The 17,328-nt window shown below is 73.2% G+C and carries 10 protein-coding genes; 9 read left to right on the top strand and 1 reads right to left on the bottom strand.

Going from position 1 to position 17,328, the window contains the following annotated elements; genetic code table 11:
- Positions 1 to 14: 14 nt before the first annotated feature.
- From AB0L91_RS24225 to AB0L91_RS24200, 6 genes are read left to right on the top strand one after another with little or no spacing between them, the layout of a single operon-like run.
- Positions 15 to 6,314, top strand: a complete 6,300-nt coding sequence (locus AB0L91_RS24225; RefSeq protein ID WP_365013487.1) for a beta-ketoacyl synthase N-terminal-like domain-containing protein — start codon at positions 15 to 17, stop codon at positions 6,312 to 6,314.
- Positions 6,311 to 8,254 (top strand): beta-ketoacyl synthase, encoded by a 1,944-nt coding sequence (locus AB0L91_RS24220; RefSeq protein WP_365013484.1) that lies wholly within the window; start codon positions 6,311 to 6,313, stop codon positions 8,252 to 8,254. The genes AB0L91_RS24225 and AB0L91_RS24220 overlap by 4 nt, the downstream gene beginning before the upstream one ends.
- On the top strand, positions 8,254 to 9,822 hold the full coding sequence (locus AB0L91_RS24215) for a PfaD family polyunsaturated fatty acid/polyketide biosynthesis protein (RefSeq protein WP_365013482.1): 1,569 nt from the start codon (positions 8,254 to 8,256) through the stop codon (positions 9,820 to 9,822). Before AB0L91_RS24220 ends, AB0L91_RS24215 begins: the two co-directional genes overlap by 1 nt.
- Positions 9,819 to 11,507: an acetyl-CoA carboxylase, carboxyltransferase subunit beta gene (accD, locus tag AB0L91_RS24210; protein ID WP_365013479.1), complete on the top strand. Its 1,689-nt coding sequence runs from the start codon at positions 9,819 to 9,821 to the stop codon at positions 11,505 to 11,507. Before AB0L91_RS24215 ends, accD begins: the two co-directional genes overlap by 4 nt.
- Before the next feature lie 34 nt (positions 11,508 to 11,541).
- Positions 11,542 to 12,210 carry an acetyl-CoA carboxylase biotin carboxyl carrier protein subunit gene (locus AB0L91_RS24205; protein WP_365013476.1) on the top strand — a complete coding sequence of 223 codons (669 nt, stop codon included), beginning with the start codon at positions 11,542 to 11,544 and terminating at the stop codon, positions 12,208 to 12,210.
- Positions 12,207 to 13,580, top strand: coding sequence for an acetyl-CoA carboxylase biotin carboxylase subunit (locus AB0L91_RS24200; protein WP_365013474.1), 1,374 nt, complete (start codon positions 12,207 to 12,209; stop codon positions 13,578 to 13,580). The genes AB0L91_RS24205 and AB0L91_RS24200 overlap by 4 nt, the downstream gene beginning before the upstream one ends.
- Positions 13,581 to 13,646: 66 nt before the next feature.
- Here the strand turns inward: AB0L91_RS24200 and AB0L91_RS24195 are convergent, their stop codons facing one another.
- On the bottom strand, positions 13,647 to 14,399 hold the full coding sequence (locus AB0L91_RS24195) for a hypothetical protein (RefSeq protein WP_365013472.1): 753 nt from the start codon (positions 14,397 to 14,399) through the stop codon (positions 13,647 to 13,649).
- Between the two features lie 231 nt (positions 14,400 to 14,630).
- Between AB0L91_RS24195 and AB0L91_RS24190 the strand changes: the two genes are divergently transcribed.
- From AB0L91_RS24190 to AB0L91_RS24180, 3 genes are all read left to right on the top strand, one after another.
- The gene (locus AB0L91_RS24190; protein ID WP_355275822.1) at positions 14,631 to 14,756 is read left to right on the top strand and encodes a hypothetical protein; all 126 of its coding nucleotides are present in this window, start codon (positions 14,631 to 14,633) and stop codon (positions 14,754 to 14,756) included.
- 70 nt (positions 14,757 to 14,826) lie between these two features.
- Complete coding sequence (locus AB0L91_RS24185; protein ID WP_357345304.1) at positions 14,827 to 15,966, top strand: cytochrome P450; 1,140 nt, start codon at positions 14,827 to 14,829, stop codon at positions 15,964 to 15,966.
- Positions 15,963 to 17,246 (top strand): MFS transporter, encoded by a 1,284-nt coding sequence (locus AB0L91_RS24180; protein ID WP_365013468.1) that lies wholly within the window; start codon positions 15,963 to 15,965, stop codon positions 17,244 to 17,246. The genes AB0L91_RS24185 and AB0L91_RS24180 overlap by 4 nt, the downstream gene beginning before the upstream one ends.
- Positions 17,247 to 17,328 lie beyond the last annotated feature (82 nt).

The following is a 17,328-nucleotide window of genomic DNA, read 5'->3' as shown; positions in this document are numbered from 1 at the left end:
CGAGAGGAAATTACGTGACGGACGAACGACGTCTGGCCCGCGACCCGATCGCCATCGTCGGGATGTCGGGTCTGCTGCCCAAGGCACATACCCACCGCGAGTACTGGCAGAACATCATCGACGGCGTCGACTGCACCTCCGAGGTGCCCGCGTCGCGCTGGAGCCTGGACGACTACTACGACGCCGATCGCTCGGTGCCAGACAAGACCTATTCGCGCCGCGGCGCGTTCCTGCCCGAGGTGGAGTTCGACCCGCTGGAGTTCGGCATGCCGCCGAACCAGCTCGAGGTCACCAGCACCATGCAGACCCTGAGCCTGGGAGTGGCGCGGGATCTGCTCGTCGACGCGGGCGCGACCGGCTCGCAGTGGTACGACCCGGCGCGCACCGGCGTGGTGCTGGGCACCACCGGCCCGGTGCCGCTGATGCATCCGCTGGCCGCGCGCCTGTCCACCCCTGTGCTCGAGGAGGCGGCCCGGTCGGTCGGCCTGTCCGACAGCGACGTCTCGGAGATCTCGCGCCGTTTCGTGGCCGCCTTCGCACCGTGGGAGGAGAACTCCTTCCCCGGCCTGCTCGCCAATGTGGTGGCGGGCCGGGTGGCCAACCGGCTCGGCCTGGGCGGCATCAACTGCACCGTCGACGCGGCGTGCGCGGCCTCGCTGGCCGCCATCCGCACCGCGATCGCCGAGCTGCAGGACGGCCGCGCCGACATGATGATCACCGGTGGCGTCGACACCGAGAACTCGATCTTCATCTACCTGTGCTTCAGCAAGGTCGGCGCGCTGTCGCCGAGCGGCCGGATCAGCCCGTTCTCCGCCGAGGCCGACGGCACCCTGCTGGGTGAGGGCATCACCATGCTGGCGCTGCGCAGGCTCGCCGACGCCCGCCGCGACGGCAACCGGATCTACGCGGTGATCCGCGGTCTGGGTTCCTCCAGCGACGGCCGGGCCAAGAGCATCTACGCCCCGGTCGCCGCCGGTCAGCGGGTGGCGCTGGAGCGCGCCTACGCCGACGCCGAGTGCTCGCCCGCCGACGTGGAGCTGATCGAGGCGCACGCCACCGGCACCGCGGTCGGCGACAAGACCGAGCTGACCGCGCTCAAAGGCCTGCTCGCCGATGCCAGTTCGGAGACCGGGTTCGCCGCGCTGGGCAGCGTGAAGTCGCAGATCGGGCACACCAAGGGCGCCGCGGGCACCGCGGGCGTGATGAAACTCGCGCTCGCCCTGCACCAGAAGGTCCTGCCCTCGACGATCAATGTCGACGCGCCCAACAGCGAGGTCGACGCGACGGCGACCCCGTTCTACGTCAACACCAGGACCCGGCCGTGGGTGCGCGACCCGCAGCGTCCGGTGCGCCGGGCGGCCGCCTCGGCGATGGGCTTCGGCGGCACCAACTTCCACCTCGTGCTCGAAGAGGCCGACGGCGAGCGCGGCCCGGTGCTGCACCGCGTGCCGCGGGCCCACCTGTGGCACGCGCCGGACGTGGCGGGCCTGATCGACGTGGTGCGCAGCACCCCCGGCACCGACGGCGGCGACATCCCCGCCGGCCACGCCCGGATCGGTTTCGTCTCCGTCGACGCCGACACCGCCGCCGATCTGCGCGCGCTGGCCGTCGACGAGATGGTGCGCAATCCCGAAGCGGCGCACTGGGATCACCCCGAGGGCGTGTACTTCCGTGCCGCCGCGCTGCCCGCACCGAAGGTCGGCGTGCTGTTCGCCGGCCAGGGCAGCCAGTACGTGGACATGGGCCTGGACACCGCGCTCAACAACCCGCCCGTCGGCGCGGCCTTCGACGCCGCCAACGCCGCCTTCGCCGGTGCCGCGCGGCGCGTGGGCGCGGTGGTCTTCCCGCCGCCCGCGTTCACCGAGCAGGCGCGCGCCGACCAGGAAACCGCCCTGCGCCGTACCGAATTCGCGCAGCCCGCGATCGGTGCGCTCGCCGCGGGCCAGTTCCGCGTGCTGACCGAGTTCGGTCTGCGGGCGCACGGTTACCTCGGCCACAGCTTCGGTGAACTGACCGCGCTGTGGGCCTCGGGCGCGCTGAGCACCGAGGATTTCTTCGCCCTGGCCCGGGCCAGGGGCGAGGCGATGACCGTCGCCGACGATGCCGAGGCGGGCACCATGGTGGCCGTCAACGCACCGCGCGAGGACATCGCCGCGGTGCTCGCCGATCTCGACGACGTGTGGATCTGCAACCACAACGCCCCCGACCAGATCGTGGTCGGCGGCGGGCCCGAGGGGATCGCCGCCTTCACCGCGCGCAGCGCCGAGAAGGGCTGGGCCACCCGCGATCTGCCGGTGGCCGCCGCGTTCCACACGCCCTACGTCGCGCACGCGGTCACCGAATTCGGTGCCGCCGTGGCCGAGGTCGACATCACCGAGCCCGACGCTCCGGTCTACGCCGACACCGCGGGCGCGTCCTACGGCGCCGACGTGGCCGCCAACCGGGCGACGCTCACCGCCCAGCTCAGCCAGCCGGTCGAGTTCGTCGACGCGCTGCGCGCCATGCACGCCGACGGCTGCACCGTCTTCGTCGAATGCGGCCCCAAGCAGGTGCTCACCTCGCTGGTGCGCCGCACCCTCGGCGACGACGTGATCGCCTTCGCCACCGACACCGGCCCCATCGGCAACGGTGACGTCGCCCTCAAGCGCGCCGCGGTGCGCCTGGCCGTCCTCGGCGTCGAGATCACCGGCATCAACCGCTATGCCGCGACCGAGGACCAGCGGCCCGCCGCCGCGGGCAATCGCATGACCGTCACCCTGTCGGCCCCCGAATACGTGCCCGACAGCCGTCGCGAGGCCTACGCCGCGGCCCTGTCCGACGGCTACCGCGTGCACCTCGAGGTGCCCGCATCCCCGCACCAGCCTGTGGTGCCACCGATCGTGGAGGAACAGCTCGTGACCATCCCCGCCCCCGGCCCGTCCGAGTACCGGACGGCCGACTCGCTCGACACCGCCCTGGTGCAGCACCTCGACACGCACCGGCAGTACCTGGACGGGCAGCTCGACCTGGCCCGCGGCCTCGCGGGCGCGCTGAGCAACGGCACGCTCGACGAGAACACCCTGCGCGCCATCGAGGCGGTGAAGGACCACGGCATCGCCATCAGCGAAAGCCACTCGCGGGCCAGTGACGTGCTCGCGCAGCTGGCCGAGCTCGAGGGCGGCGCGCCGGTCTCCGGCACCCGCACCGTGGCCGCCACCCGTCCTGCCCCGCGGGCGATCACCGCCGCGCCCGCCGTGCCCGCGATCGCGGCGCCGGCTCCCGCGCCGACCAACGGGCACGCCTCCCCGGCCGCTCCGGTGACGAATGGTGGTGCTCCCCAGGCGGTTCCGGCTGCCGCGCCGCAGGTCGTCGCCCAGCCCGCCGCGGTCGTCGCCCAGCCCGCTGCCGTGCCCGCCGGTGCGATCACCGGTGACGCCGTGCGCGCCGCGCTGCGCGAGGTCGTGGCCGACAAGACCGGCTACCCGGTCGAGATGGTCGACCCCACCATGGATCTCGAGGCGGACCTCGGCGTCGACTCGATCAAGCGCGTGCAGGTCATCGGCGCGCTGCAGGAGCGCTTCCCGTCGCTACCCAGCCTCGGCCCCGAGCAGCTGGGCACCCTGCGCACGCTGGATCAGATCGCGGACCTGCTCGCCACCGCGGACAGTGCCCCCACCGCGGACAGCGCTCCCGCTGTGCCCGCCACCGCCGCGCCCGCCGGCGCCGAGGCCGCCCCGGCCGCCGGTGCCGCCACCGCCGACACCCTGCGGCAGGCGCTGCGGGAAGTCGTCGCCGACAAAACCGGCTACCCGGTCGAGATGGTCGATCCGACCATGGACCTGGAAGCGGATCTGGGCGTGGACTCGATCAAGCGGGTCCAGGTGATCGGCGCACTGCAGGAACGGTTTCCGAACCTGCCCAGTCTCGGCCCCGAGCAACTCGGCACCCTCCGTTCATTGGATCAGATCGTGGCCGAGCTGGCCGGGGGTGATGTCCACCCAAAAGCTGAGGCCGCGGCCGAAACGCCGCGGCACGTCGTCGAACTCGTCGAGCTGGCGCCGGTCGATCTCGCGGTCGACCCGTATCGCCCGGCGGGTCGCGCACTGGTGGTCTGCCTGGACGACTCCGCCGAAACCGACGGCGAGGCGATCGAAGAGGCACTGCGCGAACGCAGCTGGACCGTCCAGCGGGTCGGCGCGGCCGACGCCGTGACCGGACCGGCGGACGTGTGCGTGGTCGTGGCAGGCGTGGCCTCGGAATGGGCGCAGGCCGAACGCATCCTGACCGAGGCGATCCTGGTCAGCGGCCGGGTGCTGCCCGCGCTGCGCGGGGCGACGGCCAGGGCGGGCTATGTCACCGTCACCCGGCTCGACGGGCACCTGGGTCTGCTCGGTGACGCCGAACCGGTGCCCGCGCTGCTCGGCGGCCTCGGCGGTCTGGTGAAGACCCTGGCCGCCGAGGAACCCGGCCTGTTCTGCCGGGCGCTCGACATCGCCCCCGCGGCGACGCCGGGACGGGTGGCGCAGATCGTGCTCGAGGAACTGTGCGACGCGGCGATCGACACCGTCGAGGTGGGCGTCGACAGCTCCGGCCGCCGCCGCACCCCGGTGCCGAGCGGGCACCGGGGTGCCACCACCACCGAGATCGTCAGCGCCGCAGCGGAGTTCGCGCCGTCGGTGCTGACCGCCGACGACGTCCTGCTGGTCACCGGCGGGGCCAGGGGCGTCACCGCCACCTGCGTGCTCGCCCTCGCCGAGCACAGCGCCGCGCGGTTCGTCCTGCTCGGCCGCACCCAGCTCACCGACGAGCCGGCCTGGGCCACCGGGATCGCCGACGGCGATCTCAAGCCCGCCGCGGTGCGCGCGCTGGCCGGGACCGGGGTCACGCCGAAGGACATCGACCGGGCGTGCGGGGAGATCCGCGCGATCCGCGAGATCCGCGCGACCCTGGCCACCCTCGGCGACCGGGCCGAGTACCTCGCGGTCGACGCCACCGACGCGACCGCGCTGGCCGCGGCAATCGCACCGTGGCGCGACACCGTCACCGGTGTCGTGCACGGAGCGGGCGTGCTGGCCGACTCCCTGATCCCGGACAAGACGGCGGACTCGATCGGCCGCGTGCTGCGCCCCAAGCTCGGTGGCCTCGCCGCCGTGCTGGCCGCGGTGGGCGAGCCGCGGGACCTGGTGCTGTTCACCTCGGTGGCCGGGCTGTTCGGCAACACCGGGCAGGCCGACTACGCCGCCGCGAACGAGGCGCTGTGCCGCTTCGCGGTGAGCTGGCGGCGCAGGCATCCCGGCCATCGCGTCACCGCGCTGGACTGGGGCGCCTGGGACGGCGGCATGGTGACCGACGACCTGCGTGAGTACTTCCGCGCGCGCGGAATCCCGCTGCTGGCCCCCGCCGCCGGCGCCGCCGCGTTCACCACGCAGTTCACCACCGCGCGCAGGCCCGAACCGGTCCTGCTGGTCGGCGCGGCCACCGCGCTGTCGACGGGCGAACGCCCGGCGGCGCCGGTACGGGCCCGCCGCGACGTCACCGGGCTCGTCGACGAACCCGTGATCGCCGCGCACCGGATCGGGGAGCACATCGTGCTGCCCGCGACCTTCGGGCTCGGCGCGATGATCAATCTCGCGGAGCGGACCAGGCCGGGCCGCACCGTGATCGGGGTCCGCGACTACCAGGTGCTCAAGGGCCTGGTGTTCGATCATCCGGTCACCGCGCTGGAACTCGAGCTCGAACCAGTCGCAGATGTCGACGGCCGTACCGCGGTGCGCGCCACCGTCTTCGGCGACAAGGCCGCCCACTTCCGGGCGACCCTGCTGCTCGCGGCGGGACCTGAGGCGGCGGGCAACCAGGCGATCGTGGCCGGTCCCGGCACCGATGCCCAGCGGATCTACACCGACGCCGTGCAGTTCCACGCACCGGCGTTGCAGGGCCTGCGCGCCCTCCGGTCCGAGAGCGACACCGCGATCGTGCTGGAGTGTTTCCTGCCCACCGGCCCCGTCGCCGACGGCGCCTACGCGGGTCGCCTGCACGATCCGGTCGCCGCCGACCTGATCCTGCAGGGCCCGCCGGTGCTCGGCCACCGACTGCTCGGCGCGGCCTGCCTGCCGCTGGGTGTCGGCCGGATCGACTATCACCACCCGCTGCCGACCACCGATCCGTTCGTCCTGGTGGTCGACAACCCGCGCGCCGGGCGGCTCGAAGCCCGCATCGACGCGACCGCGCTGGCCACCGACGGCACAGTGCTGCAGCGGTTCTCGGACGTCACCGTCCTCACGACGCCCGATCTGACGGAGAAGTTCCAGACCTCGGTGAGGGAGTGGACCCGATGACAGTCCTCGATTTCGACGGCATCGCCTTCGACCCGGTCGGCACGGTAGACGCCCGCCAGGTCCCGCAGGCCCCGACGCCCACCGCGCAGGCAGCGCCGCCCGCGCCCACCTCCGAGATCGTGCGGTACTCCGCTGCGCCGGTCACCGATTCGGGCCTCGGCCCGATCGGCGAGCTGCGCACCGGCCTCGTCGCCGCCCACCGAGCGGCGCTCGGCGCGCAGGTCGCGCTCCAGCGGGCACTGTGGGAGCGCGCCACGGGGACGGCCGGCGACCACCTGCCGATGACCTCGGCCGTCGCGGGGATTGTCGCCAGGGAGGGCGCGTTCAAGCCGTTGGCGCGCACCGGGCGGACCCAGCTCGACCGCGCGGCACTGGAATTGCTGGCGCAGGGTGCGGTCGCCGAGGTCTTCGGGCCCGGCCACCAGCGTGACGGCGTCGTGCAGGCCGCACGACTGGCCGCCGGAGAACCACTGGTACTCACCGAGATCGAGTCGATCGAGCTCTACGGCGGGACCGGCGACGGACGTGTCGTCGCCCGCTACGAGGGCGCGCCCGGCGCGGCCGCGCGCCAGGCGGCCGAGGTGTTCGCCCTGTTCACCGGCATGCACCTCGGCCTGTCGGGCAGCACGCTGACCGGGGCGACCCCGGCCGTGTCCGGCGCGAACCGGGGCACGGTGGAGCTCGTCGTCACCGCCCTGGATCTCGTGCCCCGCCCGCACGTCGCCGCCACCGCGAGCTTCGCCGGCGGCGAGCCGAGCGTGGCCGTGCGGGTCACCGTGGCCGAGCCCGCGGGTGCGGGCGTCGGCCCCGGGCAGGCGGTTCCGAGCCTGCTGCTCAACGAGTTCCACATGACGCACCTGGCCCGCGGTGACCAGGCGATCGCGATGGGCCCGGAGTTCGCGGAGTACACCGGCGTGCGCGCGACCCGCCTGCCCACCGGCGGCCTGCTCCTGGTCGACCGGGTCCGCGATTTCGACGGTGCCCGTGGCACTCTCGACGCCGCGTCCTACACCACCGAGTACGACTCGCCCGCCGACTCCTGGTACTACGCCGACACGGCCAACGACTCCATGCCGCACTTCGTCTACATGGAGACCTCGCTCCAGGCCGCGCTGCTCATGGGCTACTACGCCGGGCCCACCCTGACCCAGCCGGGCGTGACCCTGAGCCTGCGCAATCTCGGCGGCACGGCCACCGTGCTGCGGCAGGTCGACCTGCGCGACCGCACGATCGAGCAGGCCTCGCGGATGCTGTCGACGACGATCCTGCCCGGATCCTCGCTGCAGACCTTCGATTACACGCTCAGCGTCGACGGCGAGCCGTTCTACGCCGGCGAGACCATGTTCGGCTACTTCAGCGACGAGGCCCTGGCCAACCAGACCGGCCTGGACGCGGGCCGTCCCGCCCCGTCCTGGCTGGCCGAGAACCCGGGGGCCCGGGTCCGGACGATCGACGTGGCCGCCCGCCGCGCCGACCCCTCCGCGCCGCTGTGCTCGCGTCGCGCCCTGACCCTGATCGACCGCGTCGAGGTCGTCGACGGCGGCGGCAAACACGGTGCGGGCTACCTGCATTCGCTGCGCGCCATCGACCCCGACGACTGGTTCTTCGCCCGCCACTTCCACCTCGACCCGGTCATCCCCGGCTCGCTCGGGGTGGAGTCGGTGATCCACGCCGTCCAGGAATGGCTCGTCGACGCGGGCCACACCGCGGGCATGACCGACCCGGTGTTCCGCATCCCGGCCGACATCGCGTTCAGCTGGCGCTACCGCGGCCAGTTCCTGCCCACCGACGGCACCGTCGAACTCGAAGCGCACATCAAGGAGCTGCGCCGTGGTCCGCACGGCGTGACCGCGGTGGTCGAGGGCTCGCTGTGGAAGCCGGGCCTGCGGATCTACGAAGTCACCGATCTGGCCGTCGAACTCGTCGATCGGGGAGCGTGATGACCACGATGCGCACCGCCGCGGTGGCGAGCACCGCCGCGGAGATCACCGCGCTGCTGCTCGATCTGGACGCCCCCGTCTGGATCGTCCGGGCCGACGGCCTGGTCGGCGCCACCGCCGACCAGGCCGTGGCGGCCGGGTCCCAGGTGCTCGCCGCCGTCGCCCCGCTGCCGCCGGAACGCCTCGGCGACAGTGCGTTCCGCGCGGCCCACGGTGTCCGCGCGGCCTACGCCGCGGGGGCGATGGCCAACGGCATCGCCTCGCCCGCCCTGGTGAAGGCCATGGCGCGCAACGGGTATCTGGCCGCCTACGGCGCGGCGGGTGTCCCGCCCGCCGCGGTCGACGCGGCGCTGGGCGAGCTGGCCGGGGACCTGGGCGGAGCACCGTTCGCCTGCAACCTCATCCACAGTCCCAGCGAACCCGCGCTGGAACGCGCCATCATCGACGCCTGCCTGCGCCACGGTGTGCGCTGCGTGGAGGCCTCGGCCTTCATGGATCTCACCGCCGAGGTGGTGCGCTACCGCGCCGCCGGGCTCGCGGTCGACCGGCAGGGCGGCATCGTGATCGGGCACCGGGTGATCGCCAAGGTGTCCCGGGTCGAGGTGGCCGAGCTATTCCTGCGGCCCGCGCCCGCCCGACTGCTGAGCGAGCTCGTCGCCGCGGGCCGGATCACCGCCGAACAGACCCGCCTGGCCGAGCGGGTGCCGATGGCCGACGACATCACCGCCGAGGCCGATTCCGGCGGTCACACCGACCGCAGGCCGCTCACGGTCCTGCTGCCCGAACTGATCGCGGCCCAAGATCGTCTGGCCGCCACCGTCGTCGGGGCCGACCGGGTGCGCATCGGCGCTGCGGGCGGCATCGGCACCCCCGACGCCGTCGCGGCGGCCTTCGGGCTCGGCGCCGCCTACGTGGTGACCGGCTCGGTCAATCAGTCGGCCGTCGAGGCGGCGCAGTGCGGCGCCACCAAGACCCTGCTGGCGCGGGCCGAATTCGCCGACTGCGCCATGTCGCCGTCCTCGGACATGTTCGAGCTCGGCGTGCAGGTCCAGGTGCTGCGGCGCGGCACCATGTTCGCCGCTAGAGCCCAGCGGCTCTACGACACCTACCGCGCCTACGACGGCCTCGACGCCCTGCCCGCGACGCTGCGCGCCGAGCTCGAGTCCACGCTGTTCCGCAGGCCGCTCGACGAGGTGTGGCAGGAGTGCGTGCGGTACTTCACCGAACGCGACCCGGCCCAGCTCACCGGCGCCGAACAGGACCCGAAGGCGAAGATGGCGCTGGTGTTCCGCTGGTACCTCGGCCTGTCCTCGGGCTGGAGCATTCGCGGCGAGGCCGACCGGGTCGCCGACTACCAGATCTGGTGCGGACCCGCGATGGGCGCCTTCAACACCTGGGCGGCGGGCACCTACCTGGCCGCGCCGGAGAACCGCGCCGTCGCCGATATCGCGGGCCAGCTCATGTACGGCGCCGCCTACCTGACCCGCGTCGCCCAGTTGCGGACCGCGGGGGTCCGGCTGCCCGCTGCCAGTGCCCGCTACGTCCCACGCCCGCTGGAGGACCGATGACCATCGTCGAGACCGGAACCGCCACCACCGGCACCGCCTGGATGCTGTGCCCGGCCTGCCAGGCGGTGATCTACGTCAAACGCTACGACCGCGCCGAACGGGTCTGCCCCGAATGCGACGACCACGGCATGCTCACCGCCGATCAGCGCATCGACCTGCTCCTGGACGAGGATTCGGCCCGGCCGATCGCCACCGCGGCGACCGTCACCGACCCGCTCGGCTTCGTCGACACCAAGCCCTACCCGGAACGGGCCGAGCAGGCGCGCCGGGCGACCGGTCTGCCCGAGGCGATCCGGTGTGTACGCGGCACCGTCGACGGGACGCCGATCGTGCTGGCGGTCATGGACTTCCGCTTCCTCGGCGGCAGTCTCGGCAGCGCGGTCGGCGAGGCGGTCACCGCCGCCGCCGAAGCGGCGCTGGCCGACCGCGCGCCGCTGGTGATAGTCACCGCCTCCGGTGGCGCGCGGATGCAGGAGGGCATTCTCGCGCTCATGCAGATGGCCAAGACCAGCCGCGCGTTGCGCCGCCTCGACGACGCGGGCGTGCTGACCGTCTCGATCATCACCGACCCGACCTACGGCGGCGTGGCCGCCTCCTTCGCCACCTCCACCGACATCATCATCGCCGAACCCGGTGCGCGCCTCGGCTTCGCGGGCCCGCGAGTGATCGCGCAGACCATCGGCCAGACCCTGCCCGAGGGCTTCCAGACCGCCGAGTTCCTGCTCGAGCACGGCATCGTGGACATGATCTGCCACCGTTCGGCGTTGCGCGCCCGGCTGTCGCGCTTGGTCGCGATGACCACCCGCCCGCTGCGCCGCACCGAACCCGGTGACGACGACGCCGTCATCACCGACCCGGCCGTGCTCGCCGCGCGCGGTTCCTGGGATTGCGTGCGCGCGGCCCGCCAGCTCGGCAGGCCGACCACCCTGGACTACCTGGCGTCGGCCTTCGACGATTTCGTCGAGCTGCACGGCGACCGGATGTCGGCGGACTGCCCGGCCATGATCGCGGGCCTGGCCCGGCTCGACGGCCTGCCGGTCGTGGTGCTCGGGACCCAGAAGGGCCACACCGGCGCCGAGCTGACCGAACGCAACTACGGCATGCCGACGCCCGCAGGATACCGCAAGGCCGCCCGGGTGCTGCGGCTGGCCGCCAAGCTCGGCCGTCCGGTCGTCGCGCTGGTCGACACCGCGGGCGCCTATCCCGGCATCGAGGCCGAGGAGCAGGGCCAGGCCGTCGCCATCGCCGAATCGCTGAAACTGCTGGCGGGCCTGCCCGTTCCGGTGGTCACCGTGATCACCGGCGAGGGCGGCAGCGGGGGAGCGCTCGCGCTCGCGCTGGCCGACCGGGTGCTGGTGTGCGAGAACGCGGTCTACTCGGTGATCAGCCCCGAAGGCTGCGCCGCCATCCTCTGGAAGGACCCGGCCGCCGCACCACGCGCGGCCGCGGCCCTGCGCGTGGAGGCGGCCGCGCTGCTGGAACTGGGCATCGCCGACGCGGTCGTTCCCGAGCCGCAGGGCGGGGCCGACCGCGACCCCGTCGGCGCCGCCGCGCTGTTGCGGCGCGCGGTGCGCCAGGCCGTACACGAGCTGCGCGCCTGGCCGACCGCCGACCTGCTGGCCCAGCGCCACAGCCGGTTCCGGGCCTACGGACTGGCTCGTCCGGAGAGTCCGGCGACCCGATGACCCCGCTCGCCCTACCAGCCTCCCGGGAGAACCGATGGCCGACTTCCTGATCCGCAACCCGCTGTCGGTGCTGCGGCACGGCCTGCAGTTCCCGGTCGGCACCGCCCGGCCCGACCCTTCGACTCGCCCGCACCGAGAGCCAGGAGACCCGATGTCCGAGTCCGCGACCAGCGAAACCACCCAGCGCGCGGTGAGCGCCACCGACGCCGATCACAGCCTCGCGGTGCTCACCCGGCACGCGATGTCCGTGCGCGCCACCGCGTCGGCCCCGACCTCGGTGACCGTCGCCAACGGCCCCGTGCTGTTGCGCATCACCTGGGACGACCGCCCGGCCTCGGCGCCCGCCGCCGGCCACGACGGCGGCACCGACACGGCGGGCCACCTCTCGCTCGTCACCCCGGTCGCCGTGGCGCCCGCTCCCGCCCCGGCCGTGCGCGCCGACGCCGCCGCGGCCGCGAACACCTTCAGCCTGACCGCGGAGACCGTCGGCGTGTTCTACCGGTCCCCGGAACCCGGTGCGGCGCCCTTTGTCTCGGCCGGTGACCCGGTCCGGGCCGGTCAGCAGGTCGGCATCATCGAGGCGATGAAGCTGATGATCCCGGTCACCGCGACCAAGGAGGGCGTCGTCGTCGAACTGCTCGTCGACAACGGTGACGCCGTGGAGCACGGCCAGCCGCTGATCGTGTTCGAGGCGCTGCGGTGACCCGCGCGCTGCGCAAGGTGCTGATCGCCAATCGCGGCGAGATCGCGGTCCGGGTGATCCGCACCTGCCGGGAACTCGGCATCGCGACGGTGGCGGTGCACTCGGCCGCCGACCGGGACTCGACGGCGGTGCGACTGGCCGACGAGCGTGTGCAGATCGGCCCCGCCCCGGCCAAACGCAGCTACCTGTCGATCCCCGCGATCATCGAGGCCGCCCGCGCCACCGGCGCCGACGCCATCCACCCCGGCTACGGATTCCTTTCCGAGGACCCGGATTTCGCCGAGGTGTGCGAGGCGGAGGGCTTCGTGTTCATCGGCGCGCCGCCCGCCGTCATGGCGCGGCTGGGCGACAAGTCCACGGCCAGGGCGCTGATGGCCGACGCGGGTCTGCCGCTGCTGCCCGGCAGCCGCGACCCGATCGACGACGCCGACGCGGCCAGGGCGCTGGCCGAGGAGATCGGCTACCCGGTGATCATCAAGGCCGTCGCCGGTGGCGGTGGCCGCGGCATGCGGGTGGTGCGCGACGGCGACGACTTCGGCGCCGCCTGGCAGCACACCAGGGCATCGGCCGCCGCGGTCTTCGGCGACGGCAGGCTCTATCTGGAGCGCTATCTGGAATCGGCCAGGCACGTCGAGGTGCAGATCCTGGCCGACACCCACGGCACCGTCGCGCACCTGGGCCTGCGCGACTGCTCGCTGCAGCGCAGGCACCAGAAACTGGTGGAGGAATCCCCGGCCCCCGGCCTGTCCGCCGAGCTCGCCGAGCGGATCGGCGCCGCGGCTGTGCGCGGCTGCGCGGCGGCGGGCTACGTCGGCGCGGGCACCGTGGAGTTCCTGCTCGGCCCCGACGAGCAGTTCTACTTCATGGAGGTCAACTGCCGGTTGCAGGTGGAGCATCCGGTCACCGAGATGGTCACCGGCGTCGACCTGGTCGCCGAGCAGCTGCGCATCGCGGCGGGCGAACCGCTGGCCCTGCCCGCCGACCTGCGCCCGCGTGGGGTCTCGATCGAGTGCCGGATCAACGCCGAGGACCCGGAACGCGAATTCGCCCCGGCGGCGGGCACGCTCGTCGAGTGCGCGCTGCCCGGCGGTCAGTTCGTGCGGGTCGACACCCATGTCCGGCCGGGCTATGCGATTCCCCCGCACTACGATTCGCTGCTCGCCAAGGTCGTCGTCTGGGCTCCCGACCGCCCCGCCGCCATCGCCCGGATGCGCCGCGCCCTCGCCGAGACCACCATCACCGGTACCGGTGTCGCCACCACCACCGACTTCCTGCACGACATCCTCGACCACCCGCGCTTCCGCGCCGCCACCCACGACACCGCCCTCATCGGCACCTTCACGGCCCCGGCCACCGCCGGCGCCCGCTGACGACCGGGCGGTCGGTGCCGCCCCCGGCGAGCCGCACGGGAGCGTCGGGGGCGGAGCATTTCGCCACTATTTCCGTCGGAGGCTGTCGAGAATCCGCTGAACCTGGGACCGGGCGACAGCGTCGAATTCCGTTCTGCCGACGCGCGATTCCGGTGGCCCGGTACGGCTGAGCACGACCAGCACCGAGAGATTTCCGTCCAGTACGTCGAAGAGGTATTCGTCGTCGATGCTGGGACCATGTTTGTCGGCGGCGTGCCGCCAGTAGCTGTAAGTGCCGATCCCCGTGGACTCCCCGGACGTCAGATCCGCCAGCTCGGACTCGCCGAGCAGCCGGGCGTCGACGACCTTCCTGGCGGCCAGGTCGTCGACGGTGGTGCCGTCGGTCGTCTCGACCCGGATCCAGAGGTCCGCGGTGTTCGTGGGCGACCCGGCGCTGATCGAATGCCCGTAGTAGACACGGCAATCCAGCGTGTCGTAGCCCTGACCCGTAGGCTCGCGGACCTCCTCGTGGGTGGGTGCGCGCCGTGGCGCGGACGCCCACCGGATCAACGGCGCGGTGTCCACCAGCGCGCACGCATCGCGCACGGTGTCCGTCGAGTAGCTCGCGGGTCCCGGCGGTGCCGCCGCCGGACCGGCCGTGGGGGTGCTGTGACGGCCGATGACCACGCCGATCGCCACCCCGGCGAGGAGCACCACCACCAGCGCGACCGCACCGGCGACGAGCAGGACCGGGCCGGGGCGATCGGGCGGCGGGGGAGCGGGCGCGAGGACGGCCGTTTCGGGCCGATCGCCGGGCCCGGCGGGCTGCAGAGCGGGCATGCTGATTCGCGGCCTTCCTGTTCCGGATTCCGATCGTAGGGCGTCGGTACCCGCACGGCCACCGGCGCGATCGTGGCCTGTCGCCGCCGGGTTAACGCATTCCGTCAATCCAGTGCCCGAAAGGGGGTGATGAATTCCGCACCCCAGGGTTTCTATTCGGATGCGCCGTAATTCCCGAGACTTTAACTACCGACGCACACGGCGACGGAAACGAAGAAAGGGAACAAAGAAATGCACACCACCATCGAACTCCTCGACACCGAAATCGCTCGCGAGCTGGACGCGCTCGAGGCACTCTTCGCGCTCCCCGCGGACGATGCCGATCGGTCCTCTCACATCTACGCCTACCGGTACTGATCGCCCGTTCGGCCGTCGCCGGGGGCGAGGCACTCGGCTTCGCCCCCAGACCGTGAAGGCAGGAATTCCTTTGAGCGTCAGACATATCGAATCTGTCCGCGCGCTGGCGGACAACCGATATCTCGTCACGGGATACGACGCCGCGCTCCAGCTGCTCGCGGACCGGCGGATGTCGAATGATCCGGCCAACGGGGCGGACCGGCACGCGGATATCGCCGCGCAGCCCGCGGCGACGCAGCGCCACAGCACGAGCATGCAGATGTGCGACGGGGCGCGGCACACCCGGCTCCGGCGCGCGGTGGCGCCCACGCTCACGCCGCGCCGCTACGACGACCCCGTCGAGCGCATGCGGGGGCGGGCCACCGGCCTGCTCGACGCGCTGCTCGCGCGCGGCGGCGGCGACCTGGTCGCCGAGTTCGTGCTTCCGCTGGTGTTCTCCGTGATCTGCGACCTGCTCGGGGTCCCGGACGCCGACCGTGACCGAGTACTCGCGTGGGCCGAGGCGTCGACCATGCCCGATCCCGAGGTCAGCGAGCCGGGCACCGCCGCCCTGGACACCTACCTGGCCGCACTGCTGGCCACCAAGGGCGAGCAGCCCACCGATGACCTGAGCAGTGAGCTCGCCGCGTCCAGAGCCGCGGGCCTGCTCTCGGACGCCGAAGCCGTCGGCACGGCCGCGCTGATGATCGTCGCGGGCTACGAGACGACGGTCAGCTTCGTCAGCATGTCCGTCTTCACCCTCCTGATGGCGCCCCGGCTCCAGTGCGCGCTGGCCCGGCGGCCGGAATCGCTGCCGACGGCCGTCGAGGAGCTGTTCCGCTACCTCACCCCCACCCAGGGCACCTGGACCAGGTTCGCCCTGGACGATGTGCCGATCGGTGACATCGTCATCCCGGCGGGCAGCGCCGTCGTGGTGGATCTGGTCGCCGCCAATCGCGACCCGGACCGCTTCGACCATCCCGATCGCCTCGATCCGACCCGCGCCGACACCAAGCATCTGGCCTTCGGACACGGCCCGCACTACTGCCCCGGCGCCACCCTGGCCCGCAAGCAGGCGCAGGTCCTGCTCGGGGTCCTGCTCCCGCGCCTGTCCGAGCTGCGGCTCGCCGTTCCCGTCACCGAGGTGCGCTGGCACCGCAATCGCTTCAGCAAGCGCCCCGGTGCGCTCCCGACCACCGTCCTCGACTCCCGCCCGGAGGCCATCGCGTGAGCGCGACCATCCCGACCCTCACCCGTCGCTACGTGGTGCTGAACGTCCTCGGCTGGCTGCCGACCGGGCTCTGCGCCCCGGTGCTCATCCTGCTGCTGGCCGCGCGCGGGATCGACATGGCGACGATGGGCGCTCTCCTCGCGGCCTACGGTCTGACCGCCGCCGCCCTCGAACTGCCGACCGGCGGGCTCGCCGATGTCGTCGGCAGGCGCCCGGTGCTGATCGCCGCCTCCCTGCTGTTCCTGGTGTCGACGGTCTCGCTCGGGATCGGCACCGGTGTGCTCGTCCTCGGGGCCGGGATCCTGCTCGAGGCCGCAGGCCGGGCGCTCGACTCCGGGCCACTGCAGGCCTGGTACGTCGACGCCGTGCACGCCGTGGACGAGGACGTGGATCTCACGTCCGCGTTCGCGCACGGCCGCACCGCCGGGTCGATCGCCCTCGCCGTCGGTGCGCTGGCCGGTGGCGCGCTGGCGGCGTTGGCCCCGCTGCCGTCGGCCGGGGCCGGGCCGGTGCTCGCGCTCTCCCTGCCCTATCTCGCGGCCGCGGGCGTCATCGTGGTCCGGATCGTGGTCCAGCTGGCCTGGGTCGGGGAGACCGTCCGCCGTCCGCGCGCCGATCTCCGCGCCGTGCTCGCCGATATCCCGCGCACGGTGCGGGTCGGCATCGGCACCTGTGCCCGCGTCGGTGTGCTGCGCCGCATCACGGTGCTGTGCGGGGTCATCGGTGTCGTGCTGGCGGCGGTCGAATTGCTCGCGCCGTTGCAGATCGCGGCGAGCCTCGGCGGGGACAGCCGGGCCGTCGGCGCCTTCGCCGTCTTCACCGCGCTCGGCGGCTTCGCGATGGCGGCCGGTTCGGCGGCCTCGCCCACGCTGACGCGGCTGCTCGGGTCCGTCCGGCGCACGGTGGTCCTCGCGCTGGTGCTGACCGCGGTCGCCGTCGCCGCGCTGGGCACCCCGCTGCTGCTGGTGGTCGCCGCCGGCTATGTGGGCGTCTACCTCGCGCTCGGAGCGCCGGAACCGTTGCTGGACACGCTGACCCACCGCGCCGCGACGGCCGGGGAACGCGCCACCGTCCTGTCGGTCCAGTCGCTCGCCCTGCGGATCTGCGGCAGTGTCGGCGCGCTGGCGGCGGGCGTGCTCGCGGCGCACGCCTCGGCCACCGCCGTGTGGGTCCTGGTGGTCGCGGTGCTCGGGCTCGGCGCCCTCGTCGCCGCTGGGCTGCCCGGCCGCGAACCGGCGGCCACCGCCACCGAGGCCGGGCCGGTGCTCGAGCCCGCCTGAAGCCCTGCCAGCACGGCCGGACCGATCCGGCCGGGATCGAAGGCATTCGGTGGCATCGTCCGAATTGGCCGGGACGTCACCG

Source organism: Nocardia sp. NPDC051833, from assembly GCF_040681225.1.
Taxonomy (GTDB): domain Bacteria; phylum Actinomycetota; class Actinomycetes; order Mycobacteriales; family Mycobacteriaceae; genus Nocardia.
This window is presented reverse-complemented; position numbering and strand designations above follow the sequence as displayed.

Coding starts and splice junctions, on each gene's coding strand:
- AB0L91_RS24195 (WP_365013472.1), bottom strand. CDS start 14,399: ATGCCCGCTCTGCAGCCCGCCGGGCCCGGCGATCGGCCCGAAACGGCC.
- accD (WP_365013479.1), top strand. CDS start 9,819: ATGACCATCGTCGAGACCGGAACCGCCACCACCGGCACCGCCTGGATG.
- AB0L91_RS24220 (WP_365013484.1), top strand. CDS start 6,311: ATGACAGTCCTCGATTTCGACGGCATCGCCTTCGACCCGGTCGGCACG.
- AB0L91_RS24215 (WP_365013482.1), top strand. CDS start 8,254: ATGACCACGATGCGCACCGCCGCGGTGGCGAGCACCGCCGCGGAGATC.
- AB0L91_RS24190 (WP_355275822.1), top strand. CDS start 14,631: ATGCACACCACCATCGAACTCCTCGACACCGAAATCGCTCGCGAGCTG.
- AB0L91_RS24205 (WP_365013476.1), top strand. CDS start 11,542: ATGGCCGACTTCCTGATCCGCAACCCGCTGTCGGTGCTGCGGCACGGC.